Genomic DNA, 25,513 nt, shown 5'->3' on the forward strand with positions numbered 1-25,513 from the left:
AGGCGAGACCGATGCTGATCGATACCCATTGCCATCTGGATTTTCCTGACTTCGATGCTGAGCGCGACGATATCATCGCCCGCGCCCATGCCTCCGGCGTGAGCCAGATGGTGACGATCTCGACCCGGGTGCGCCGTCTGCCCGAGCTTTTGAAGATCGCTGAAAAATATCCGTCGGTCTTTTGCTCGGTCGGCACACATCCCAACAGCGCAGCCGAGGAACTGGATATATCGGCTGACGATCTGGTGCGGCTGGCGGAAAGCCACGACAAGATCGTGGCGATTGGTGAGGCGGGACTGGATTATTTCTACGATACGCAGAAGCCGGAAGACCAGAAGACCGGCCTCATTCGCCATATCGAAGCGGCAAGACGGACGAAGCTGCCGCTCGTCATTCACAGCCGCAGCGCCGATGACGACATGGCCGCTATTTTGCGCGCGGAAAGCGAAAAGGGGGCATTCCCCTTCATCCTGCATTGCTTCTCCGCTGGTCCTGAACTGGCGAAAACCGGCGTTGAGCTTGGCGGTTATGTTTCTTTTTCAGGCATTCTCACCTTCCCGAAATCGCAGGATATCCGTGATATCGCCGCCACCGTGCCGCTTGACCGGCTGCTTGTCGAAACCGATGCGCCCTATCTTGCGCCGAAGCGCTGGCGGGGAAAACGCAACGAGCCTTCCTACGTGGTCAATACGGCGGAAGTTCTGGCCGAGGTGCATGGTGTTTCTTTCGAGCGCATGGCCGAAATTACCACCGAGAACGCCTTCCGCTGCTTTTCGAAGATGACAAGGGTGTAGCGTGGCAATCTACCGTCGTCGCTTCACGGTTCTCGGCTGCGCGTCTTCGCCCGGTGTGCCGCGCATCAACGGCGACTGGGGTGCCTGCGATCCCGAAAATCCGAAGAACCGGCGCACGCGCACGGCCTTCATGGTGGAGCAGATCGGCCCGGATAGTGGCAAGACCACCGTCGTGATCGATACTGGCCCGGATTTTCGCGAACAGATGATTGCCGCAAAGGTGGAGGCCGTCGATGCGGTGCTTTACACCCATGCCCATGCCGATCACCTGCATGGTATCGATGATCTGCGCATCTATTTCGCCATCCAGCAAAACCGCATTCCGATCTATGCCGATCCCGTTACCATGGCGCGCATATGGGACGGTTTCGCTTATTGCCTGGAGACACCGCCGGGCAGCAGTTATCCGCCAATCGTCGAACCGCGGATCATCGCCGACATCGACGTGCCGGTGATTATTAACGGAGCAGGTGGGCCGATACCTTTCAACGTGCATATGCAGCAGCATGGTGATGTACATTCGCTTGGCTTTCGCATCGGCGACGTTGGCTATTGCACTGATGTCAGCGATTTTCCGACTGAGAGCGTGCCCAAGCTTGCCGGCCTCGATATTCTCGTCATCGACGCGTTGCAGCACCGCTACCACCCCAGCCATCTTTCGCTGGAACAGGCGCTTGGCTGGATCGAAAGATTCGCACCCAAACGGGCGATCTTGACCCATATGCATATTCCGCTCGATTATGAGACGGTAATGCGTGAAACGCCTGATCACGTCGAACCGGCTTACGACCAGATGCGTTTCGAAGTCGAGTTCGAGGCGCCCTGAGCATGTCTCTCAAAATCGGTCTCCGGTTTTGGGGCAGGGACGTGCTTTGAAACACTAGTACAGGCGCGTCGCGCTTTGACGTCGCCTGAGAAGGAACAGCATGTCGACCCGGCCTTTCCGTGCACCCAGTATGGCGAGCTTCTTCGACAATCTGCGCGCCAGCCGGTTGCGGGCGATGTTCCGACGCGGCGAACTGGGGCTGGTGGCTCTTGCGGCTCTCATCGGCATTGCGGCGGGGCTTCTGGTGGCGCTGATCGGCGCGTTGAGCACGGCGCTGCATGTTCTGGTCTTCGGTACCGAGCGGCTGAGCAGCAGCGACCTCTCAGGCCCCGTCGTGCTTGCTGGACCGATCGTCGGCGGCATCGTGCTTGGCCTGATCATCTTCATTCTTTCAAAGACCCGCAAGAAACCGATGGTTGACCCGATCGAGGCCAATGCCCTGCATGGGGGCCGCCTGTCGCTGACGGACAGCATCATCGTCTGCGTGCAGAACATCGTCTCAAACGGTTTCGGCGCGTCCGTCGGGCTTGAGGCGGGTTATACGCAGATCGCCAGCGGCGTGGCCTCGAAGCTCGGCATCAAGCTGAAACTGCGGCGAGGGGACATGCGCATCCTCGTCGGCTGTGGTGCTGCGGGTGCGATTGCGGCGGCCTTCAATGCGCCTCTGACCGGGGCGTTTTACGCCATCGAACTCATTATCGGCACCTATACCGTCGTGACACTTGCGCCGCTCATCGTCTCCGCGCTGGTGGCCACCACCGTTATCGGGATTATCGGCGGCCATGGCCTGTCGATCGATATCGTCGATGCCAGCCGCGTGACGCCTGCGGATTACGTGCCCGCCATCTTTCTGGGTGTCGTGTGCGCGGCGATCGGCATCGTGCTGATGCAGACCGTTTCCTTCATCGAGGAGACGGCCCGCAAAAGCGCCATTCCCGGCTGGCTGCGTCCGGCCATTGGCGGCGTGGCGGTCGGCGCTCTTGCGCTGATTTCACCGCAGGTGCTGTCGAGCGGCCATGGCGCGCTGCATCTCAATATCGATGCTGAACTGACGATTTACGGGTTGGCCGGGCTCTTCCTGCTGAAAGCGGCGGCCAGCGCCATTTCCATCGGTTCCAATTTTCGTGGCGGCCTGTTTTTCGCCTCGCTGTTCATGGGTTCGCTTCTGGGTAAGGTTTTCGCGCTCTGCGCCCCCTATATCGGCTATGGCTCGACAGCGCCCATCGTTTATGCCGTGATTGGTATGAGCGCCTTTGCCGCCGCCATCATCGGTGGCCCTTTGACGATGACGTTCCTGGCACTGGAACTGACGGGTGACTTCCAGATCACCGCTCTGGTGCTCGCCGCCGTCATCACCACCTCGCTGGTGGTGCGCACGACCTTCGGTTATTCCTTCGCCACCTGGCGTTTTCACCTGCGTGGAGAGAGTATTCGCAGCGCCCATGATATTGGCTGGATCCGCGACCTGACGGTCGGCAAGATGATGCGTGCCGATATCCGCAAGGCCAATGTCAGCATGGGGCTTCCGGCCTTCAAGGAAAAGTTTCCGCTCGGTTCGACGCAGCGGGTGATCATGACCCATGATGACGGGCGTTATGCCGGCATCGTCCTCGTGCCGGAAATCTACGCCGACCCGATGGATCGTGATCCGAGCAAGATCAGCCTTGAGACCTATCTGCAATATAAGAACGACGTGCTGCTGCCGACTATGAATGCACGTCAGGCGGCAGCGGCCTTCGATGCCACGGAAAGCGAAGCGCTGGTCGTTGTTAATGACAAGATAGAGAACCGCCCGGTTGGTCTGCTCACCGAAAGCCATACGCTCAGGCGCTACAGCGAAGAGCTGGAACTGAGACGCCGGGAGGCGTCAGGAGAGTTGTAGAGTTAGATTAGAAAATTCTCTTTATAAATTGATATAATTATATTTAACTCAGTTTTTTTCTACCGGACGTATTTATGTGCAAGCAAAGGAATGAGCGCGGCTCGTTGATGTGTCTGCACGCGAAATCCTTGCATCAAACCCAAGTGTGGTACCTGTGATGCGCTGACGCTCAAGCCATCTCAACGCTCTGCATTTATGCGTCGTCCAAAGTCTGGGACGCGTCAGCCGTATGGCATTCTCGTTGCCTTTCCCATTTTTTCAGAGCCAGCTTGACAAAAAATACTTCTCTATAATAAATAGACTGACTACTTAATTAATGAAATATCGAATGCCCGGGAGTGGGCAGGCGAGGTCGCTGACGTGGACCGTCGTGCGCCTTCGAGCAGACGTGCGACCAACTCATTTGCCGCCTTCATCATTACCGGAAGCGCCGGGACTGTGAAATTTGGAGATCGTGATGCCTTCAGACAGCAGCCCTGCCGAGACGATGCGCCTTGCGGCGGCATATGGCGATCTCGATGCCGCTTCCGAAGTCGGTCGTCGCGGACTTGGTCTGCCGCATAGCCGCATTCCGCTCTATGGCATCATCCTTGCCGGCGGCCTGTCGCTTTTCGGCAATGCAGTGGCCGGCGTCGTGTTGCCGTGGATCGTGCTTTCCCTGACAGGCAATGCCGCATGGACAGGGTTTGCAGCGGCGGCTGGCATGATGCCGCTGGTGATCGGCGCTTTTTTCGGCGGGCCGATTGTCGACCGTTTCGGTTCGCGTGTCGTTGCCGTTACCGCCGATCTTGCCAGCGCATTCAGCGTTGCAGCCATTCCGTTGCTCATGATGGCCGGACAACTGGCTATCGGCCTGCTGATCGGCCTGATCGTGATCGGTGCTCTTCTCGATGGACCGGGCATGATCGCCCACGATGCAAGGGTGCCGGAACTCGCCCGTGTTGCGCGCATGCCGATCGAGCGGGTGACGTCCATTGATGAATTGCTGGAAAACACTGCGCTGATCTTCGGTCCACCGGTCGCCGGCATCGCAATCGCGGCTTTCGGCATTGAATATGCCTTGCTGATCACGGCCGGCTGCTCGCTGCTTGCCGCCATCATCGGCGCGATCTGCCTGCCGCGCCATCGTCGCAGGATCACGGATCGGGACAAGGGCGGTGTGGCACTGGCGGGCCTGCGCTTCCTGCTGACCGAACCGCTGCTGCGTCTCATGCTTGTCGTCGCCATGGTGATGCTGGCGGTTTTCGGGGCGCTCAACGCCGTTGTTCTGCCGGTCCTGTTCAAGGCAAGCGGGGCGGATGTTCTCGACCTTGGGCTGTTCCTCGCGGTTTCCGGGGCAGGGGCGGCCTTTTCGGCTGTCACCTTTGCCATATGGGGCCATGCCTGGAACGGACGCTTTGTGCTTCTGGCGGGCATATCCGGCGCTACGCTTGCGATCGGCCTGATAGCCTTCATTGAGACCGGTCCATATTTATTTTTTGCGGCTGCCTTGATCGGCCTGTCGACCGGGGCGCTTGGTCCCCTCGCCAATACGATGTTCCTGAAACGCGCACCGGCCTCGATCCGAGGGAGTGTGCTTGGGACGACCGCGGCAATTGCCATGATGGCGACACCGCTTGCCGTGCTGATTGCCGGTTTCGGCATGGAGGCTGTCGGTCCCGCATTGTTCCTGTGGGGGCTGACTGCGACCCTCTGTTGGCTGGTGCTCTGGGTGCTCCTCAGCCAGGCGGCACGGATGCTCGGCAAATCGCCGCCATGACCGGAGAGCCGTCGCAATCCTCCCATCTCATTCAACTTCCCATCCGGACCCCTTCCATCATGACTGAACCGAGCTCCATCGCTGAAAATTCCGCGGGATATACCGAGCCCACATCTGCCGAAAAACGCAGACGGGGTTCTGCCACCAGACTGTTCTGGTGGGTGGCTGTTGCTGTCGCTTTTGTCGGTGTCGCTGTGTGGCTTATGCTGTCTGGCGAAGAAACACCGGCAGCGGCGCAGAATGCGCAGGCCGCCAAAGTGTTGCCGCATGTGTCCGTCGTTGCGGCAGCCTCCTATGATTTCAACGCCAGCCAGGATGTTGCCGGTCTTCTCGCTGCACGTAATGATATTTCGATCGGTACGGCCGTGACCGGTCAACGCATAGTCGAGGTTTCTGTTGATGTCGGCGATACCGTCGCCGCCGGGCAGCTGCTGGCGCGGCTGGAGAGCAAGACGCTCGCCGCACAGGTCCAGCAGACGGAGGCCAATGTCGCCCGATCGCGTGCTGCGCTTGCGGAAGCGGAGGCCGCCGAGATCGAGGCAAGCGAAAATCTGCGTCGCGCCGAGGGGCTTTCCGGTTCCAGCGTCAGCAAGGAGCAGCTTGGCCAGCGGCGCGCGGCGGCGGCGATGGCGGCGGCGAAAATCGAGGGCGCGCGGGCGGAACTTGCGGGCACGCAGGCGCAGCTTACCCAGAACCGTCTTGAACTGGAACGCACCGAAATCCTGTCCCCCCAACCCGGCGTCATTACCCAGCGCCACGCCCGCATCGGCGCGATGCCCGATAGCACCGAACCGTTGTTTCGTCTGTTGCAGGATGGAGAACTAGAGTTTCTGGCCGAAGCGCCGGAACGGGTGCTGCCGTCGCTGCAGGCAGGCCAGTCCGTGACGATCACCGTCAATGGCGTGAGCCGGCCCATTCAGGGCACCATCCGTGTCGTCGAACCGGCGGTCAACACCCAGAGCCGCCTCGGTATCGTGCGGATCGCCGTTCCTCCGTCTGCAGATCTGCGCGCTGGCGCATTTGCGCGTGGCAAGGTCGATCTTGGTGAGCGCCGGTTCCGTGTCGCCGTGCCGGAGGCGGCCCTGCGGCTGCGCCGTGAAGGCACCGCCCAACTCGTCGTGGTCGATCACAATGACAGGGTGGCGCGACGCACCGTTCGCCTGGGGCTGGCACAGAACGGCATCATCGAAATTCTTGAAGGGCTGGAACCGGCCGAACGCGTCGTTGAAAGCGCCAGTGCTTTTCTGCGTGACGGCGACCAGATCGTCGGCGTGGATGAGATGGCGCAGAAAGGGGAGGATCGTTGATGACCAACATTTCGTCCTGGGCCATCCGCCGTCCGATCCCCACTCTCGTGCTCTTCCTGCTGTTGACGCTCGTCGGCATCCAGTCCTTTTTGAAGTTGCCGGTCAACGCCAATCCCCGTGTCGATTTTCCTGTTGTCACTGTGTCCATCGCCCAGGCCGGTGCTGCGCCAGCCGAACTGGAAACACAGGTGACCCGGCGGGTAGAAGGCGCGATTTCAGGCCTTGCCGGCATCCGGCACATCCAGTCGACCATCGGTGACGGCCTGTCGACCACGACGGTGGAGTTCCAGCTCGGCATCGACACCGCCCGCGCCACCAATGATGTGCGTCAGGCAGTCTTGCAAATCCGCACCGAAATGCCGCGGGACATCGAGGAGCCGATCATTGCCAGCCTCGATGTCGAGGGTGGGGCGATCCTCTATTTCGCCGTTCGCGCGCCGCAGATGTCGCCCGTCGACCTTTCATGGTTCGTCGACGAGACGATTGCGCGGGAACTCTTGACGACCAAGGGCGTGCAGCGCGTGCAAAGGCTTGGTGGTGTCAGCCGCGAAATCACGGTGCAGCTTGACCCCGACCAGCTCATTGCCTTCGGCATTACCGCCGAGGATATCAACAATCAGGTTCAGGCGTTCAACACCAATGTGCCGGGTGGCAGAAGCCGGCTCAATGAAAAGGAACAGTCGATCCGCGCGGTCGGCGGTGCGATTACCGCCGGCGAGCTTGCGGAACGTCCGATCAGTCTTCCCAACGGCCAATGGACGACGCTCGCCACGCTTGGCAAGGTCACGGACGGATCGGCCGAACCGCGCGAGTTGTCGCGTCTTGATGGTGAACCGGTGGTTGGCTTTTCGGTGTTCCGGTCCAAGGGTTCGAGCGACACCGCCGTCGAGAATGGTGTGGACGCCACTATAGACCGGCTGACCGACACCTATCCGGGCGTGGAGATCGATCGGGTGCTTTCCACGGTCGATTATACACGGGCGAGCTATGAAATCGCCATGGAAACACTGATCGAGGGCGCGGTGCTGACGGTCGTGGTGGTGTTTTTCTTCCTGCGCGACTGGCGTGCGACGCTGATCGCCGCCGTTGCCATGCCGTTATCGATCCTGCCTACGTTTGCGGCGATGCTGTGGCTTGATTTTACCCTCAACAGCATCACCCTTCTGGCGCTGACGCTGGTGATCGGCATTCTCGTTGATGACGCCATCGTTGAGGTGGAAAATATCGACCGCCACCTGCATATGGGCAAGCGGCCATTTCAGGCGTCGATCGATGCGGCGGACCAGATCGGTTTTGCGGTTCTGGCAATTACCGCCACGATTGTTGCGGTGTTTCTGCCGGTCAGCTTCATTGGCGGGGTGATCGGGCAATATTTCAAGCAGTTCGGGCTTACCGTTTCGGTCGCCGTCCTTGCCAGCATGCTCGTTGCGCGTCTCGTCACCCCGCTGATGGCCGCCTATCTTCTGGCGCCGAAGGCGATGAAAGCGGCGGAGCATGGAGCGCCGAAATCACGCCTGGGCCGGGCTTATGTCGCGCTTCTCGAGCTGGCGCTGCGCCACCGGCTGAAAACCTGCGGAATTGGCGTTCTGGTGCTGGTGGGTTCGTTCCTTCTCGTTCCACTCCTGCCATCGGGATTCCTGCCGAGCGACGACCGCGGCCTGTCGCGAGTCCAGATCGAACTGCCGCCGGAATCGACGTTGCGCGATACCGACGATGCCGTGCAGTCGGTAACGACGGCGCTCCGGCAGATGCCGGAGGTCAAAAGCATCTTCGCCTCCGTCGGGCGTACTGATGACGGGCCGGATGTGGCCCGTGCCTCGTTGCTGGTCAATCTGGTGCCTTCGTCCGAGCGGACGCTTTCACAACGCCAGTTCGAACTGGCAGCCGCAAGCCTCATTGCCCGCACGCCGAATATTCGCTTTGCATTCCAGAACGAAAATGCGGCGCGCGACATTTCCATCATTCTCGTCGGTGATGCGCCGGAGAAGCTCGCGGCTGCGGCGCTTGCCGTCGAAACGGGAATGCGCGACCTTACCGGCATCGCCAATGTGCAGACCATCGAACCCCTGCCTCGCGCCGAGCTGCAAATCCGGCCACGTTTCGATGAGGCGGCCCGGCTTGGCATTTCCACGCAGTCCATCGCCGCCGTCATGCGCATTGCCACCACGGGCGATACGGATGCCAATTCCGCCAAGTTCAACATCGGCGACCGGCAGGTGCCGATCCGCGTGATGATCGACAGGGGTGCGCAGAGCAATCTCGATACGCTCGGTATGCTCAGGGTGTCGGTGGCAAATGGCAGCGTGCCGCTGATGTCCATCGCCGATCTTTCGGTTTCGGAAGGGCCCGGACAGCTCAACCGCTTTGATCGCCAGCGCCGCGTGACTATCAGCGCCGATCTTGCCGGCATTCCGCTTGGCGTGGCGCTGGAGCGCATTCATGCCTTGCCCGCCATGGCGTCGCTTCCAGCCGGAGTGCGGGAGGTGCAATATGGCGATGCGGAATATATCGGCGAGATGTTCCAGAGTTTTAGCGCGGCCATGCTGTTCGGCCTGCTGATGGTGCTGGCTGTGCTGGTCGTTCTTTTCAAGGACTTTCTCCAGCCGATCACCATTCTCGTGGCTTTACCGCTTTCCGTGGGAGGAGCGATCGTAGGCCTCATGCTTTATGGCGGCGCGCTTGACCTGCCAGCCATCATTGGCCTGTTGATGCTGATGGGCATCGTTACCAAGAATTCCATCCTGCTGGTGGAATTCGCCATCGAGAAGCGAAATAGCGGTCTCGACCGCCATCGGGCGCTGGTCGAATCCGGCGTTGAACGTGCCCGGCCGATCATCATGACCACGCTTGCCATGGTCGCCGGCATGATGCCGGCGGCGCTGGGGGTGGGGGCGGATGCGGGTTTTCGCGCGCCCATGGCGATTGCGGTCATTGGTGGCCTCATCACCTCCACCTTGCTGAGCCTGGTCTTCGTGCCTGTTGTCTTCACCTATATGGACGATCTGCGCGGCTGGCTGGGCCGCAGGCTGCAGCGCCTCACCTCCGTCACGGCTGCTGACCGGGCAGGGGCTGAGCAGCTGATGACTGGCGGGAGCGAAACGTTGCGGGGGCACGGATGATGCCCGGCCACCAGATTTCAGGCACCAGCGCACCCGTCATGCGAGACGATATTGCCGCTGCCATTTCCCGTTCGGAGGGTTTTCTGTCAGGCCCGGTTTTTCTCGATACCGGCTCGAAAAACGTCGTTGCGCTCGAAGCGCAATATCATCTGCCCTGCTATCGGCCGGGGTTGTTCGACAGGCTGGAGGTAGTAATGCCTGCGCTGCTTGCCGACGCTGTTCCCAAACGGCAGGCGGAGTTTCTCGCTGGGCGTTTTCTGGGGCAGGCGGCGCTGAAGCTTCTCGGCAGGCCTTCCGTTCCGATCGGCATCGGCAACAAGCGCGAGCCTGTGTGGCCGCCGGGCATCTCCGGTTCCATCAGCCATTCCCACGGCATATGCGTCAGCATGGCGACGCTGGACAGTGAGGCGATGGTCGGCGTCGACATCGAGAAAATAGAACCTGGCGCGGTTATCGAGATCATTCTGAAGCGTGCCCTCGACACGCTGGAGCGAGAGCTGATTGCCGACCGGGAACAATGCGACGGTTGCGTGCTGCCTTTTCTGGTGTTTTCCGCCAAGGAGACGCTGTTCAAAGCGCTTTATCCGGTGGTTGGACGTCACTTCGATTTTCGTGCGGCGCGTCTTTTCGAGAGGCCGGATCGAAACGAATTGCGGCTGGAACTGACACGTCCACTGCATCGCTCGCTTCCGGCCGGCAGACGTTTCCTTATCCGTTTTTCGGTGACCGGGAGTTTCGTCCGCACCTGGCTTGTTTGTCGTTAAAATCGTGTTTTCAAGGAGACATTCATGAGTGACAGTGATCTTCGCATAACGCTGGTGCAGGCGGATCTGGCCTGGGAAAACGCCAAGCAGAACCTGCAGCAGTTCGACCGCCATCTGGATGATATAGGTGAGACGGATCTGATCGTTTTGCCGGAAATGTTCACAACCGGTTTTAGCATGAACCCGCAGACAGTGGCGGAACCCATGGACGGGCCAGCGGTGGAATGGTTGCGGGAGACTGCCCGTCGGCACGACGCGGATATCGTCGGCAGCGTGGCGATCGCCGAAGACGGCCGTTATTTCAATCGCCTGCTCTGGGCCCGTCCGGACGGTGCGCTCATCCATTATGACAAACGGCATCTCTTCACCTATGCCGGGGAGCACGAGCATTATACGCCAGGGCAGGTGCAGCAGGTGGTGCATTTGAAGGGCTGGAACATCGCGCCCTTTGTCTGCTTCGATCTCAGATTTCCGGTCTGGTCGCGCAATCGCGGTCAATATGACGTGGCGCTTTATATTGCGAGCTGGCCCGCCCGCCGGGCTTCACATTGGAAAAGCCTGCTGCCGGCCCGCGCCATTGAAAATCAGGCCTATGTCATCGGTGTGAACCGCGTGGGCATTGATGGCAACGAGCTTGCTTATGACGGTGACAGCATGGTCATCGATCCGCTGGGAGAGATATGTTTTCACGCCAATGTGAATGCTGCCGTGCACCAGCAGCAGCTTTCGCGCCAGATGCTCGACGATACAAGGGCGAAATTGCCGTTCCTGCGTGAATGCGAGCAGTTCGAATTGACCGTTTGAGGCGTGATCGGCGCGAGGTCGGGGCGGGGCGGGTTGACAGTCCGCCTCGATATAATTAATGGACTAAGCGCTCAGTTAATTTATGGGAGCAATCATGGCCCGCAAGCTCGATCCGGCAAAGCATGAAGCCAAGCGGCAGCAGATACTTGAAGCTGCCATCAGCTGCTTTGCGCAAAACGGGTTTCACCAGACCACCACTGCGCAGATCTGCGCGGCGGTCGGCATGAGCTCCGGCAATCTCTTCCATTATTTCTCCAGCAAGGAAGCGATCATTGAAACGATCGTTGCCGAGGAGCGGCGGGAAACCGCCGTTTATTTCGCCGAACTCGGCGCGGCGGACGATCAGTTCGGTGCTGTTCTGGGCTTTGTCGATGCATCGCTGGAACTTGCCACCGATCCTACCTATGCACGGCTGGTGCTGGAGATCGCGTCAGAGGCGATCCGCAACCCGGCTATTCATGCGCTTGTCAGGACCGCCGATCAGGAAATCCGGGCGGGGATCACTGATCTTTTGCGCAAGGGAATGGAACGCGGCCAGATCGACGCCAATCTCGACGCCGAGCGTGCTGCGACCTGGATCGCGGCGCTGATAGACGGAGTTTTCTCACGTCTGGCGGTCGATCCCGATTTCCGGCCACTTGAGGAGGCCGACATGATGCATCTGATTATCGGCCGCTTTCTGGCTGCGAGACAATCTGCCGGTGAAATGGCTGAGACCGGGCAAAATCCGACGCCGGCAACGGCTGGTTGATAGGCCTGCAGGGAATGCCCAGAGGAAAATCGGTCTGCGGTTTTCCATTCCATTGCTTCGGTAGTCGCTGACAGGCGGCTCCGGGTTCGCGGATATTTACGAGAAAATCCGAGATGTAGAGCGGGGCTTTTGACAGCCAGTTTTCATTAATTCAACTGAAGATGTCGGATTTATGAAAATTTCAACGCAAAGTATATTGATGCTTTTCAAATGAATGAATGTATGTTTTATACAGCCTCAGACGCATAAAGGCGAAATGAACTGAGAAAACTCTCATATTAATATTCCAAATCCGGAGTATTAATAATATTTTTTGCATGCGATACGGCCTCAATTTCTGAATTACATCGTAATTTTTCTTGTCTCTGACGGGAGCGTTGCTTCTCGTCCCCAGGGAAGGACTATTCCTGTGATGCTGCAAAACCGTAATTCCGCACCGCCTCCTCTCGATATCGCCATTGTCGGCATGGCCAGCCATTTTCCTGATGCGGCCGATCTCTATGATTTCTGGTCCAATATCGTGAACGGTCATGATGCGATCCGCGACATAGGCACGGTTGATCCTGTGGAATATTGGCGGCCGGAGGACTTCTACGATCCTGATACGCGCGCCGCTGACAAGGTCTATGGCCGCAAAGCCGGCTTTGTGCCGCCGATCGATTTCGATCCCGCCGGTTTCAAGCTGCCGCCGCTGATGCTTCAATCAATCAGTACGGCGCAGCTTTTCGCACTGCATGTTGCAAAACAGGCGATGGCGGATGCCGGTCTGCTCGGAGCAGGCGCTGAAAAGACCGACCGCGACCGCATCGGCGTCATTCTGGGCGGTTCCGGCAACGGCAATACGGCGTTTTCGCTTGCCGTGCGTCAGCAGGTTCCGTTTCTGCGTCAGATTCTCCTGAACAGCGGCCTGTCGGCCGAGGTGGCGGAAGAAACGATTGAACGCCTGCAGGGGCTGTCGCTGGAATGGAACGAGGATAGTTTTCCAGGCTTTCTCGGTAACGTGGCCTGCGGCCGTATCGCCAGTTATTTCGATCTCGGCGGCACTTCCTATATGGTGGATGCCGCCTGCGCGAGCAGTCTCGCCGCCATCAAGGCCGCTATTGGCGAACTGACGGATGGCAGCTGCGACGCTGTTCTGACCGGCGGCGTTAATCTCGAAAACTCGATTTTCTCGTTCCTGTGCTTCAGCAAGACGCCCGCTTTGTCGAAAAGCAACCGTTCGCGGCCATTCGACAAGCAGTCGGACGGCATGATGCTGGGTGATGGCGTCGGTTATCTGGTGCTGAAGCGGCTTGCGGATGCCGAGCGTGATGGCGACCGCATTTATGCGGTGATCCGCGCGCTTGGCGCGTCCAGCGATGGTCGCGCCAAGAGCATCTTTGCGCCGCGTTCCGAAGGGCAGGTGAAGGCCTTGAAGCGCGCCTATAGCCAGGCCGGGTTGACGCTAGCCGATATTCAGCTGATCGAAGCGCATGGCACCGGCACGGAATCCGGTGACGAGACCGAGATCAAAAGCCTTATCAGACTGTCTGAGGAACAGGGCATCGATGCGGGCCATGCCATAGCCATCGGCAGCATCAAGTCGCAGATCGGGCATACACGCTGCGCGGCAGGTGCGGTGGCAATGATGAAAGTGGCGCTTGGCCTCTATCACAAGGTCCTGCCGCCGACCATCAATGTGGAAGACCCCACTGATGTTCTCGCAAAACCCTTTTACGTCAACAGCCTCGCACGGCCATGGATGCGCCCGGCCGGCGGCGAGCTGCGGCGCGGCGCCCTAAGCGCCTTCGGTTTCGGCGGCACCAATTTTCACGTCATTCTCGAGGAATACGAACCGGAAACACGGGAACAGACATACCGGCTGAACCGCGCGGCTGAGGTCTTCGTGTTTCATGCGGCAAACCCGGCCCTGCTGGAGGCGACCTGCCGTGATGCGCTTTCGCAGCTTTCCGGCGAGGGCAGGGCGGCTTTCTTCGACGCACATCTGGCCGATGGCGGCAGGCTTTCTCCACCTACAGCATCCGCTCGCCTCGGTTTTGCGGCCGCGACGCCCGAACAGGCGTGCGCCTTGCTGACGGAAGCTCTGGCGCTGTTGCAATCCAGTCCCGATCAGGGTTTCGAGCATCCGGCCGGAATGTATTACAAGCCTGAGGCCGTACCTGTGGCAGGCCGTATCGTCGCGCTTTTTCCGGGGCAGGGCGCGCAATATGTCAATATGGGGTCGGGGGTCGCGGTCGATTACCCGGAGCTGCGCAATGCCGTAGAGGCCGCGGATGCCGTGGCTATAGAGGCGGGCCAGCCCGCCCTTTCGGGTGTGATTTATCCGCCACCGGCCTTTTCCGACGAAGAGACCATGCGGCAGGCCCGTGAACTTACCCGTACCGCCAATGCGCAGCCGGCTATCGGCGCGGTGAGCGCCGGTGATTTCCAGCTGCTGAAACGGCTTGGTTTCACCCCCGATTTTGTTGCTGGGCATAGCTATGGCGAACTTACAGCTTTGTGGGCGGCAGGCGTGCTTTCGGATGCGGATTTTCACCGGGCATCGCTTGCCCGTGGCCGGGCTGTCGAAACTCCGAGTGGGCTTAGCGATCCCGGCGCGATGCTCGCGGCACAGATGCGCCGTGAGGATGCGGCGGAATTGCTGGCGGCCGTGCCGGATATCGTGATCGCCAATGATAACGCACCGGAGCAGCTGGTGTTTGGCGGTGCCACAGAGGCGATTGCCCGCGCCCAGGCCTGGCTTACCGAACGTGGCCGCCGTTGCCAGACGCTCCCAGTTTCGACGGCCTTTCATACATCTTACGTCAGACATGCGGCGGATCCGTTCCGGGACGGAATTGCCGGAATTGAATTCTCGCAGCCAAGTTGCGCGCTTTATTCAAGCGCGACGGCGGAACCTTATGGTAGCGACCCCGCGCTTTATGGTGATGCGCTTGTCGAGCAACTGGTGCAGCCCGTGCGGTTCCGGGACATGATCGAGCGACTGCACGCCGATGGCGGTTATCTGTTCGTCGAGATCGGGCCGAAAGGCATTCTTGGTAAACTGACCGGTGACATACTCAAGGGCAAACCGCATGCGGTGGTTTCGCTCAATCCGAGCGCCAATGGCGAGGAAGCACTGCAATTCCGCCGGGCACTGGCAAAACTGGTGGTGGAAGGTGTGGCTCTTGCCGAAGCCGACCCTTATGCCCGCCCGCGCCCGCTGGAGGATCGATCGGTGAAGCCGGCCACCAGCTTCAAGCTGCAGGGCGGCTTTTATCTGACCGAGAAAAACCGCGCGCGGCGCGAGCACGCGCTACGGCATGATACGGCCGTGGTGGAGAAGTTCATCGCCCAGCGTGCCGCAGGCTCGCCTGAATCGGCCGCTTCTCCGGTCGTTCGGGCCGCACCTCAACCTGTTGAGGTGGCTGCGACTTTTGCGCCGATTGCGAAACCTCTTCCTTCCTTTCCCCCTTTGTCCTCCTCCATTCAGCCCTCCCATGACACTGACAGGATCGAGATAGCGATGACCAGCCAATCCGAAAATATGTCGAAGCCGGACCAGATGGACAGGCAGATCGAAAGCCAGAATCTGCTCAGCCAGCTTCACCAGCAGTTCCAGACCAACCAGAGCGAATATATCAATATGCTGGGGTCTCTGGTCAGCAAGCAGCATAACCTTCTGGAAAAATTCCACGGTCATCCGCAGATGGAAAACATGACCGCGAGCCTTGCGCGCAGCCTGCAATTGCTGGAGCGCAATCAGGAACTCTACCACCTCAATCATGAGCGCTATTTCGACAACCAGATGTCCCTGATCAGCGGCGAGATGGTTCGTAGCCTGCCGCATTCCCCCGCCTACATTCCCAATATGCTGGACATGCCGAAACCGGCGCAGCCGGTTGCGGTAACGCGGCAGGAGAGTTTCGCGCCCGCGCCATTGGCTACACCCAAGGCTGCCGATAGGGCAGCTTCAGCACCGATCGCCTCCATAGCCGCGCCGAAACCGGTGATGCCGGTGATGGCCGCACCGCAGATAACCGTGCCGCAGACGCCGGCACCTGCCGCACCGGCTCCTGCTCTCAGCGACGAGGACCAGGCGAGGATCGCTGTTCTCGAAGGCATTACCGAAGAGCGACTGATCCGCGAGTTGACGGATATCGTCAGCGAGCGCACGGGTTATCCGGTCGATATGATCGGCGACCAGATGGACCTTGAGGCCGATCTCGGCATCGACTCCATCAAGCGGCTGGAGATTTTCGGCGCCATGTTCGATCGGCTGTCGAACGGCACCCGGCTTCTTGAAGATGCGGACAAGAACCGCAACGACGAGAATTTCGACATCGAAACCATGAGCAATATCCGCAAGATGACGCAGTTCTTCCTGCGCACGGTCGATGAATTGCTGGTGGCCGTCAAAGGAAACTCAGCCGTTGCTGTTGCCGTGGCGCCGGTTGTTTTGGCCCCGGCACTCAGCGCCGAGGATCAGGCAAGAATTGCGGTGCTTGAAGGTATCACCGAAGAGCGGCTGATCCGCGAACTGACTGACATCGTCAGCGAGCGCACGGGTTATCCGGTCGATATGATCGGCGACCAGATGGACCTTGAGGCCGATCTCGGCATCGACTCGATCAAGCGGCTGGAGATTTTCGGGGCCATGTTCGACCGGCTGTCGAACGGCACCCGGCTTCTTGAAGATGCGGACAAGAACCGCAACGACGAGAATTTCGACATCGAAACCATGAGCAATATTCGCAAGATGACGCAGTTCTTCCTGCGCACTATCGGTGAATTGCTGGCCGATATCAAAGGTCCTTCTCCGGTTGTTGCGGCCGTTTCCGAAACTGCGGTACCGACTGCACCCTCCAGCGCACCAGCTGCAGCGGGTGCTTCCGTTGTGACCCTGCAACGTCTCGGTGTGGTGACATCAACGAAACTGTCGGACATCGGCGATGAGGAGATATCACAGCCAAAAAAAGCTTCGGCTGAGCAGGATACATCCGCGTTTCCTGCTCAGCCGCTCAATGCCGGCCCTTCCGTCCATCGTCAGCGGGTGGTTCGTCAGGACCTTGCCCGGCCCGACCGGACATCGCTGACCCTTGGTGCCGAACGGATCTGGCTGCTTGTTGATGATGGCAAGGGACTGAGTGAGGCATTGGCCTCCCGCCTCGTTGCCCTGGGCGAGAAGGTTGCGCGCCTTCAGCTGTCCGCGCCGGCTAAACCGGCAAAAGGCAAGAGAACGACAAAACAATCATCGTCCGGGCTGGCGATGGAGGGCTTGCGCGATTATAGCCTCCAGGATCGCGGCAGGGTGGCTATCGAGGCCATGATCGCTGAAATCGAGCAGGCGGAAGGCCCGATTGGCGGCTTCATCCATCTGCAGCCGGTAACCGCTGTGGAATCGATCGGCGATGTGTTCCCCGAAGCAGGCTACGAGGCGGCCGAAACACTCTTTACCCTGGCTGGGGTACTTCAGCCGCGTTTGACGGGTACGGCAGCACGCAGTTCCTTCTTCATCGCCAGCCGATGCGACGGTTCGCTCGGAACGTCTGGCAGGGGATTATTCAACGCCATCGGCGCAAGTTTCGGCGGATTGTCGAAATCGCTTTCCGTAGAGTGGGACGATGTTTTCTGCCGCTTTGTGGACATCGATCCGGCACTGCCCGACGAGGAAGCTGCCGGCATCCTGATCGAAGAACTGGAAGACCCGCAAACCGCACTGGCGGAAGTCGGGCGTGGTCCTGACGGGTCACGCATGACCCTTACCAACCAGGCCGAACCGGTGATGGACCAGCCGGAAACCGCGTTCGATGCGGATAGCGTTCTTCTCGTCAGCGGCGGCGCACGCGGCATCACCGCAGATTGCGTGATCGCTCTGGCGGAGCGCCGTCCCGTTCGTTTCGCCCTCCTGGGGCGCACCGATATCGACGCGCCATTGCCCAGCTGGGCAGAAGGTATCGAAGGAGATGACGCGCTGAAGGCAGCCGCGATTGCCGCGATGCAGGCCGAAGGCGAACAGCCGACGCCGGTGAAGGTCGAAAAAATGCTGAATGGTGTACGCCACGCGGTGCAAATTCGGCAGACGCTGGCGAAGATCGAACAGCTTGGCGGCAAGGCGGCCTATTTCGCCTGCGATATCGCCGATACGAAGGATGTCGAACGCACCGTGACCACCATCGAAGAGACCTCCGGCAAGATAACCGGCATCATCCACGGCGCGGGCCTGCTTGCGGACAAGCGTATCGAGAAAAAGACTGGGGAGGATTTCCACGCAGTCTTCCATACCAAGGTGCGAGGCCTTCAAAATCTGATGCGGGCGCTGCAGCCGGATGCCATCAGGCAGCTGGTCCTCTTCTCATCCGTATCGGGCTTCTTCGGCAATGCCGGACAGACCGACTATGCGATGGCGAACGAGGCGCTGAACAAATTCGCGCATATATTCAAGGCGCATTATCCGGATGCCTTTGTGCGCAGCATCGGCTGGGGACCTTGGGACAGCGGCATGGTCAATGACGTGCTCAAGAAGGCCTATGGTGAACGCGGGCTGGCGATCATTCCGGTGGAAACGGGGACACGGTTCTTCGCTGAAGAGTTCGGTTCCGGCGATGGTCCGCAAATTCTCGTCGGCGGCGACAGCTACAGGGCCGCAAAAACGGTCAAGACGAAGGTGGCACCTCGTCTCGTGGAGCGCAGGGTCGATCTCACTACTTCGCCCTTCCTCGCCGACCATTTGGTCGACGGACGTTACGTCCTTCCCGCCACGGCAGCGGCCAGCTGGCTGGTCAAGTTGGCGGAAGATATCTTGCCCGGCTACCGTTTTGAGACTCTGCTCGGTTTCAAGGTTCTGAAGGGTGTCACGCTGGAGGCTGGGGAAACCTGCCTGCTGGAAGCGCAGATCGAACCTGCGGCGGAAGCGTCGTGCCCTGTGACCGGTGACAGGCACGCCCTGACGATTTCGGTTCATAGCCGGACCGGCTCCGAACGTCAGAACCGATATATGGGCACCGTGGTATTAAGCCGCGAACTGAGCCTTCGCCCACGTCTTGGGGCCTTCGATCTTGGTAAGGATGACGAGCCGCTGGGTTACCCGCTTTACGGCACGCCGCAGGAAGGTCCGCTTCTGTTCCATGGCCCAAGCTTCCGGGGGCTGCGGGAGGTGCTGAACGGCGGCGATCACGGCCTCACACTCGCCTGCGAGTTGAAGCCGGTGGAAGAAGCTATGCAAGGGCAGTTTCGCACGACCTCGTTTAATGCCTATCTCGGTGATGTCTTCATGCAGGCGCCGTGGTTGTGGCTGATCCTCGGCAGCGATTATGCCGGACTTCCTTCCGCCATCGGCCGCGTTGACCAGTTTGCAGCGCTCGGTTTCGGGCAGCCGTTCTTCCTCTCCATGACGATAAAATCCCTGACGCAGGCGAGCCTTCTGGTGGATATCGCCGTGCATGACGAGACGGGACAGCTTTATTTCCGGCTCTCGGATGTCCAGTTCACCGTTTCCCGGCAGTTGCGAGAGCGGCTGGTCGGGCGCGAAGACAAGGTCGAGGCGGCAGAATAGCCGCCCCGATGAAGGTCCGAAAAAGCAAAGGCTTTCCATAAATCTCGTAACGACAGGCAGTGAGATGCGTTTCCGTGTTCCGGTTCAGGCCGGAGACGCTCTCCCTCTGCGCGCCATTTGAAGGATGATCGCGATGGGACAGATAGCAATTACGGGGCTTGGATGCATCTTTCCGGGTGCGGATACCCCGGATCGTTACTGGCGCAACCTGGTCGAGGGCAGGGACAGCACGTCGCCACTCTCCGCTGCTGAACTGGGTGTCGATCCAGCGCTTTATTATCATCCCGAGCCGGGAACGGCCGATCATATCTGCTACAACCGAAATGGCCACGTGCGTGACTTCCGTTTTGAGGCCGAGGGGTATCGTCTGCCGGCGGAGGACCTTGCCACACTCGACCCGCTGTTTCACTGGACCATGCATGCGGCGCGTCAGGCGCTTGAAGACAGCGGCGCATCACCACAGCGCTGCGGCCTGATCGCCGGCAATATCGGCATGCCGACCCACTCGGGCAAACGGCTCATGTCGGGCTTTTATCACCGGATTCTCGAACCCTATCTTCGGGAATTGCTCGACCGGCCGGATTTTTCTTTCTCCGCCTATTGGGATGCCAGCGGCCTGTCCGGGCTCAATCTCATGACCGGTAGCCACAATGCCACGATTGCGGCCCTGGCGCTTGGTCTTTCCGGGCCGACCTACGCCATCGACGCGGCCTGCTCTTCGGCACTTTACGCCATCCGCGTGGCCAGTTCCTATCTTCTCGACGGCAGCGCCGACATGATGCTGGCGGGCGCGGTCTGCCATGCGGACCATATCTATCTCGACCATGGTTTCAACGTTTTGCAGGCTTTTCCGACCGACGGCCGTTCGGTTCCCTTCGACCGGTCCTCGCAAGGGCTGAAGGCCGGTGAAGGTGCCGGCATCGTGGCGCTGAAACGCTACGAAGATGCGCTGCGCGATGGCGACCGGATTTACGGTGTCATCGAAGCGATCGGCGTTTCCAATGATGGCGGCGCTAAGCACATGCTGCTGCCCGATCCGCATGGGCAGATGCTGGCGCTGCAACGGGCCTATACCGGGATATCGCCTGATATCGATTATCTGGAATGCCATGCGACGGGAACGCCGGCCGGCGATCAGGTGGAGCTTTCGACCGTCGAACGCTTCTTTGGCGAAAAGTCGATACCGCTTCTTGGCGCCAACAAGGCCAATAATGGCCACAGCCTCACCGCATCCGGTATGGCGAGCCTGCTGAAGGTGCTGCTGGCGATGCAGCACGACCTGATACCGGCGACGCTGGATATAGAAAACCTTGTGACGACGCCCAAAGGGCTTGTGAACCGTGAGCATATCGTTCGCGAAAACAAGCCCTGGGCGAGGGGTGAAAAGCCGCGCCGTGCCGGCATCAATGCTTTTGGCTTCGGTGGCGTCAATGGCCATATGGTGCTGCGCGAGCATGTTGCTGGCGCGATGGTGCCGACGTTCTCAGGCCTGCCTGCCTCCATTCCGGCAGGAATTGATATTGTCGGCATAGCCATGGCCTTGCCGGGAACAGACAATGTCGAAACATTTCGCGAGACGATAACTACCGGACGTCAATGGTTCCAGACATTGCCACGCACGCGTTGGCTGGGTCTCGAAAAGCGTGCCGATATTCTGGCCCTGGGCGGGATCGGGGAAGCGCCGGCCGGTGGCTATATCGAAAGTTTCGATTTCGATTGCCGCCATTTCAAGCTGCCGCCGAAGGTCATCGGCAATCACCTTCTGGCCCACGCCTTTCTGCTGCCGGTGGCCGAGCGGGCATTTCTGGATGCGGGTTATGCGCTGGACGGGCAGAGGCGCAACATCGCGGTCATCGTCGCGCGGGATGTCGATCATAGCTGCCTGCGTTATCAGGCGCGCAACGAGATCGGTTGGCAATTGCGCCACAGCCTCGACAGGTCGGGCATAAAACTTTCGGCAGAGCAGCTCGCTGGTTTGCAGCGCATCGTCAAAGACAGTCTTTTTCCGGAACCCTTCGCCGAAGGCATTACCGGTGGGGTCGGCAATATCGCCGCAAGCCGTGTGGCCGCGCATCTGCGGCTGGACGGACCGGCTTTTGCCCTGTGTGCGCATGAAAGCTCGGCTTTCAAGGGGCTTCAACTGGCGCGCTACATGCTCTCCGAGAATATGGTCGATGCGGTCATTCTGGCCAGCAGCGCCTGCGATGGCGGGCTGGAAAACATGATCTACGCCACTCCCCATCGAACCCAGCCCGTGGGGGAAGGCTGCGGCGTACTTATGCTCGAAAGAGCGAATGGCGGACCGGCAGGGCGCGCCTATGCCCGCCTTCGCGGTCTTGAAATCCGCCATGACATGACGCCGGGCACCACCTTCCAACCATCGGCGGATGCCGTGGCCGATGCGGCTCAGGCCTGCCTGCAAAAAACAGGCGTTGCGCCGGAAGAGATAAGTTATCTCGAACGCTACAGCATGGCGGATGATAGGGAGGCCCGCATCGAGGCAGAGGGGCTTGCCAGGGTCTATGGCGCCACCGTTGCTGCGGGCAGTTCAAAGCGTCATTACGGCCATCTTGGCGCGGCTTCGGGCATGCTCAGTCTTATCCATACGGCGCTCGTCCTGCATTATGGCCTGTCACCGCAGCGCTCGGCCGGTCCGCGACTGGCGGCAATCAGCGGTATTGGGGTTGACCGGGCCTATACCCATATGTTGCTGGAAAGCCCGACAGTGGCGAGGCCTCAGGCGGTGAACGTTCCGGTGCGTGCTTCGGCGACCGATCCGCTGCTCGTCAGGGTGTTTACCGGACGGGAGCGGACCATGGCCGAGATCATTCTCGATCCCGCCAATTTTGCCCTGTTTGGAAAATCTCCACCTGCAATGCGGCCATTTGCGTCCCCGGCAGTGGTGACCGAAGCTTTCGATAGCCCGGTCTCCGGCTGCTTCCCACGCCTGCCGCTGACCTGGCAGCAGCGGCAGGCGATCCGGAATGCACAAACGAACCTGCGTTTCATGCAGACCGAGCAGGCGTTCTATCGTCGTCTGAGCCATATGATGTCCGGTGAGACGGCTATTCCGGCGCGTGCCGCATTGTTCGATGAGGCGCAGTTGATCGAGTTGACGGATGGCGCGGTCAGCCGCGTGCTTGGGCCGGATTATGCGCTGGCCGACACCTATGCGGTACGCACGCGCATGCCGTCGCCGCCCTATATGTTCGCCTCGCGCATTACCGGAACCACCGCCAAAGCTGGCGCGCTGGAGCCCTGCCGCATCGAATGGGAACTCGATCTGCCCAGCGATGCCTGGTTCATGTGCGAGGACAAGGTTCCGGCTTTCGTGGCGCTGGAATCCTCACATGCGATGATCGTCGCCTTCACGCTTATCGGTTGCGACCAGCTTTTCAGGGGCGAATTGCGCTACCGGGCGGTGGACAGCCGCACCTTCGTTTATGGCGAAATGCCGCGCGCCGGCGAATTGCTGCGGGGGCGGGTGGATATCAAATCCTTCCTCAAGGTCGGCCGTAATATTCTGGTTTCCTACGAATATTGGTGCCTTGCCGATGAGCGGCCCGTTTTCCGGCTGGAGGCCAATTCCGGCTTTTTCCTGCCGCGCGATCTGGAACGTTCGAAGGGTGTCGATCCGGCTCCCTTCCTGAAAAATGACGACGCTGTGCGGCAACCCTTCACGCCGCTGCTGAGCTGCACAAGGAATCGTTTCAGCGAAGACGATGTCGAGGCGTTGGGCAACGGCGACCCGGCAAGCTGCTTTGGTCAAAACTACAGAACTGAAACTGCCGCGCCAAAGCTGTGGACACCGATGGCCAGAATGCTTGACCGGGTGGTGGATGTCGACCCCAAAGGCGGTGCGTTCGGCCTCGGCGTGGTTGTCGGCGAGCGCGACATCGATCCTGATCACTGGGCTTTCAAGGCGCATTTCAAGAACGACCCCTGTGTGCCGGGAACATTGCTGGTGGAAGGCTGCGAACAACTTCTGAAATTCTACCTGGCCTATCTCGGGCTCTATTCGGTTCCTCACCTTAGCGGGCATACGCTGACCGATCATCAATACAGCGCCAAGTTCCGGGGGGAGGTAAAGCCGCAGCGCGATACGCTCAGTTATCGCCTGACCTGCAAGTCGATCGACCTCGCCTATGGCGAGGACGGTGTGACGCTGGCGACCGCATCCTTCGTCTTCGTCGCCGAGATCATCCACAAGGGCAATGTCATCGGCATTTGCGACAATCTCGGCGCCGGTTTTGCCCGTCGCCGCACCAACCAATCATCATGGGTGGCCGCAGCATGAACGAAAATCCGCAAATCAATTTCGCACCGCTTTTCCGGACATGGAAAAAACAGGCAGACATTGACGCTACCTCTATCGAGGCAATGGGCCGGCTCCTCGCCGATCTCGATAAACGCCTCTACGTACTCAATCCCGGCGGCAAGCAATTGCTCGAAACCAGCTGTGCGGAGGTGGAGAAATGCCTGGGAATTGTGCCCGTGCTGGAGCCACACCAACTCGGAGATCCGGGTTTCCTGCGCGATTATGGCGTGCGCATGGCCTATTATGCCGGGGCGATGGCCAATGGCATTCACTCTGAAGACATGGTGATCGCGCTCGGCAAGGAACGGCTTCTGGGCTTCTTCGGTGCGGGTGGTCTTGGCAGGGAGCGCGTCGCCTCGGCGCTGGCGCGAATAAGCGCCGCCCTGCCGCACGGCCCCTACGGCGTCAATCTGCTGCATAATCCCGGCGATGCCGAATGGGAAATGGATGTGGTGCGTCTGTGCATCCGCCACGGCATGAAGGTAGTGGAGGCCTCAGCCTACATGAACCTCTCACCGGCCATCGTTTATTGGCGTGCAGTCGGGCTTGTTCGCAACGGGCAGGGGACTATCGAAGCGCGCAACCGCATCATCGCCAAGGTTTCGCGCCGCGAAGTGGCGCAGCATTTCATCAATCCGGCCCCGGAAAAAATCCTTTCGAGACTGGTCGAGGACGGTCTGATTTCCGCCGAACAGGCGGCGATGGCGGGCGAAGTGCCGATGGCCGATGACGTCACCGTCGAGGCCAATTCCGGTGGTCATACCGACAATGGCGTGCTGAACTGCGCCTTTCCTTCCGTTACGGCGTTGCGAGATGAAATAGCCGATCTCAGGGGAGAGGTGTTCCGCGTCCGCATCGGCGCGGCCGGCGGCATCGGCAATCCGCAGGCGATCTATGCGGCTTTCGCCATGGGAGCGGCCTATGTCTGCACCGGCTCCATCAATCAGGCCTGTATCGAGGCTGGCACTTCGCCACAGGTGAAGTCCCTGCTCGGACGCGCGAGGATGGATGACATGGCGATGGCGCCATCCGCCGACATGTTCGAGATCGGATCCAAGGTTCAGGTGCTGAAGGGTGGCACCATGTATGCCATGCGCGCCCAGAAACTCTACAATCTCTACAAGCAATATGACGGTCTCGAAGACATTCCGGCCGCCGAGATCGCCAGTCTGGAGAGCGTGATTTTTCAGAAGTCGCTGCCGCAGGTCTGGGAGGAGACACGGCAGTTTTTTGAGGCGCGCGGCAACCCTAAAATTGTGGAAGCGGCGGAAGCGCATCCCAAGAAGCGCATGGCGCTGGTTTTCCAGTGGTATCTCGGCCAATCCTCCCGCTGGGCGATTTCCGGGGAGAAAACCCGCGCGGTCGACTACCAGATATGGTGCGGCCCGGCCATGGGCGCGATCAACGAGTGGCTGCGCGGCAGCCCCTATGAGACGGTCGAAAGCCGCTCCGTCGTCACGATCGCCGATATTCTGATGCGCAATGCGGCCTATCTCGCACGGCTTGCCGCGCTGAAACATGCGGGCATGCCGGTGCCAGAGGCGCTTTACCGTTACCGACCCTGGGCGGACCGTTCCGCGCTGCACCTCATGCCATCCACACCAAATTCCTCCCTGCCAATCGGAAACGTCCCGGCGGAATAGCCGGCCAACTGG

12 protein-coding genes are annotated in these 25,513 nt (G+C 59.9%); all 12 read left to right on the plus strand.

Annotation, left to right across the window (positions count from 1 at the left end):
• The first annotated feature begins 11 nt into the window (after positions 1-11).
• Positions 12-794, plus strand: coding sequence for a TatD family hydrolase (locus tag ACQZ5F_RS05940; RefSeq protein ID WP_046800159.1), 783 nt, complete (start codon positions 12-14; stop codon positions 792-794).
• Between the two features lies 1 nt (position 795).
• Positions 796-1,620, plus strand: a complete 825-nt coding sequence (locus ACQZ5F_RS05945) for an MBL fold metallo-hydrolase (RefSeq protein WP_225339839.1) — start codon at positions 796-798, stop codon at positions 1,618-1,620.
• Positions 1,621-1,720: 100 nt separating this feature from the next.
• Positions 1,721-3,502, plus strand: coding sequence for a chloride channel protein (locus tag ACQZ5F_RS05950; RefSeq protein WP_080842149.1), 1,782 nt, complete (start codon positions 1,721-1,723; stop codon positions 3,500-3,502).
• A 457-nt stretch (positions 3,503-3,959) separates the two neighbouring features.
• Positions 3,960-5,261 carry an MFS transporter gene (locus ACQZ5F_RS05955; RefSeq protein WP_448731068.1) on the plus strand — a complete coding sequence of 434 codons (1,302 nt, stop codon included), beginning with the start codon at positions 3,960-3,962 and terminating at the stop codon, positions 5,259-5,261.
• 59 nt (positions 5,262-5,320) lie between these two features.
• Positions 5,321-6,568 (plus strand): efflux RND transporter periplasmic adaptor subunit, encoded by a 1,248-nt coding sequence (locus tag ACQZ5F_RS05960; RefSeq protein ID WP_225339841.1) that lies wholly within the window; start codon positions 5,321-5,323, stop codon positions 6,566-6,568.
• Complete coding sequence (locus ACQZ5F_RS05965; protein ID WP_225339842.1) at positions 6,568-9,687, plus strand: efflux RND transporter permease subunit; 3,120 nt, start codon at positions 6,568-6,570, stop codon at positions 9,685-9,687. The genes ACQZ5F_RS05960 and ACQZ5F_RS05965 overlap by 1 nt, the downstream gene beginning before the upstream one ends.
• Positions 9,684-10,451 (plus strand): 4'-phosphopantetheinyl transferase family protein, encoded by a 768-nt coding sequence (locus tag ACQZ5F_RS05970; protein WP_225339843.1) that lies wholly within the window; start codon positions 9,684-9,686, stop codon positions 10,449-10,451. The genes ACQZ5F_RS05965 and ACQZ5F_RS05970 overlap by 4 nt, the downstream gene beginning before the upstream one ends.
• A 24-nt stretch (positions 10,452-10,475) precedes the next feature.
• Positions 10,476-11,255 (plus strand): amidohydrolase, encoded by a 780-nt coding sequence (locus ACQZ5F_RS05975; RefSeq protein WP_046800165.1) that lies wholly within the window; start codon positions 10,476-10,478, stop codon positions 11,253-11,255.
• A 94-nt stretch (positions 11,256-11,349) separates the two neighbouring features.
• Positions 11,350-12,006 carry a TetR/AcrR family transcriptional regulator gene (locus ACQZ5F_RS05980; RefSeq protein ID WP_225339844.1) on the plus strand — a complete coding sequence of 219 codons (657 nt, stop codon included), beginning with the start codon at positions 11,350-11,352 and terminating at the stop codon, positions 12,004-12,006.
• Positions 12,007-12,418: 412 nt separating this feature from the next.
• Positions 12,419-19,540 carry an SDR family NAD(P)-dependent oxidoreductase gene (locus ACQZ5F_RS05985; RefSeq protein ID WP_448731069.1) on the plus strand — a complete coding sequence of 2,374 codons (7,122 nt, stop codon included), beginning with the start codon at positions 12,419-12,421 and terminating at the stop codon, positions 19,538-19,540.
• Between the two features lie 133 nt (positions 19,541-19,673).
• Entirely contained in the window at positions 19,674-23,837 is a 4,164-nt protein-coding gene (locus ACQZ5F_RS05990; RefSeq protein ID WP_225339846.1) for a hotdog fold thioesterase, read from the plus strand.
• Positions 23,834-25,501 carry a PfaD family polyunsaturated fatty acid/polyketide biosynthesis protein gene (locus ACQZ5F_RS05995; protein WP_225339847.1) on the plus strand — a complete coding sequence of 556 codons (1,668 nt, stop codon included), beginning with the start codon at positions 23,834-23,836 and terminating at the stop codon, positions 25,499-25,501. Before ACQZ5F_RS05990 ends, ACQZ5F_RS05995 begins: the two co-directional genes overlap by 4 nt.
• Positions 25,502-25,513: the final 12 nt, after the last annotated feature.

This window comes from Agrobacterium sp. 22-210-1 (genome assembly GCF_053522525.1).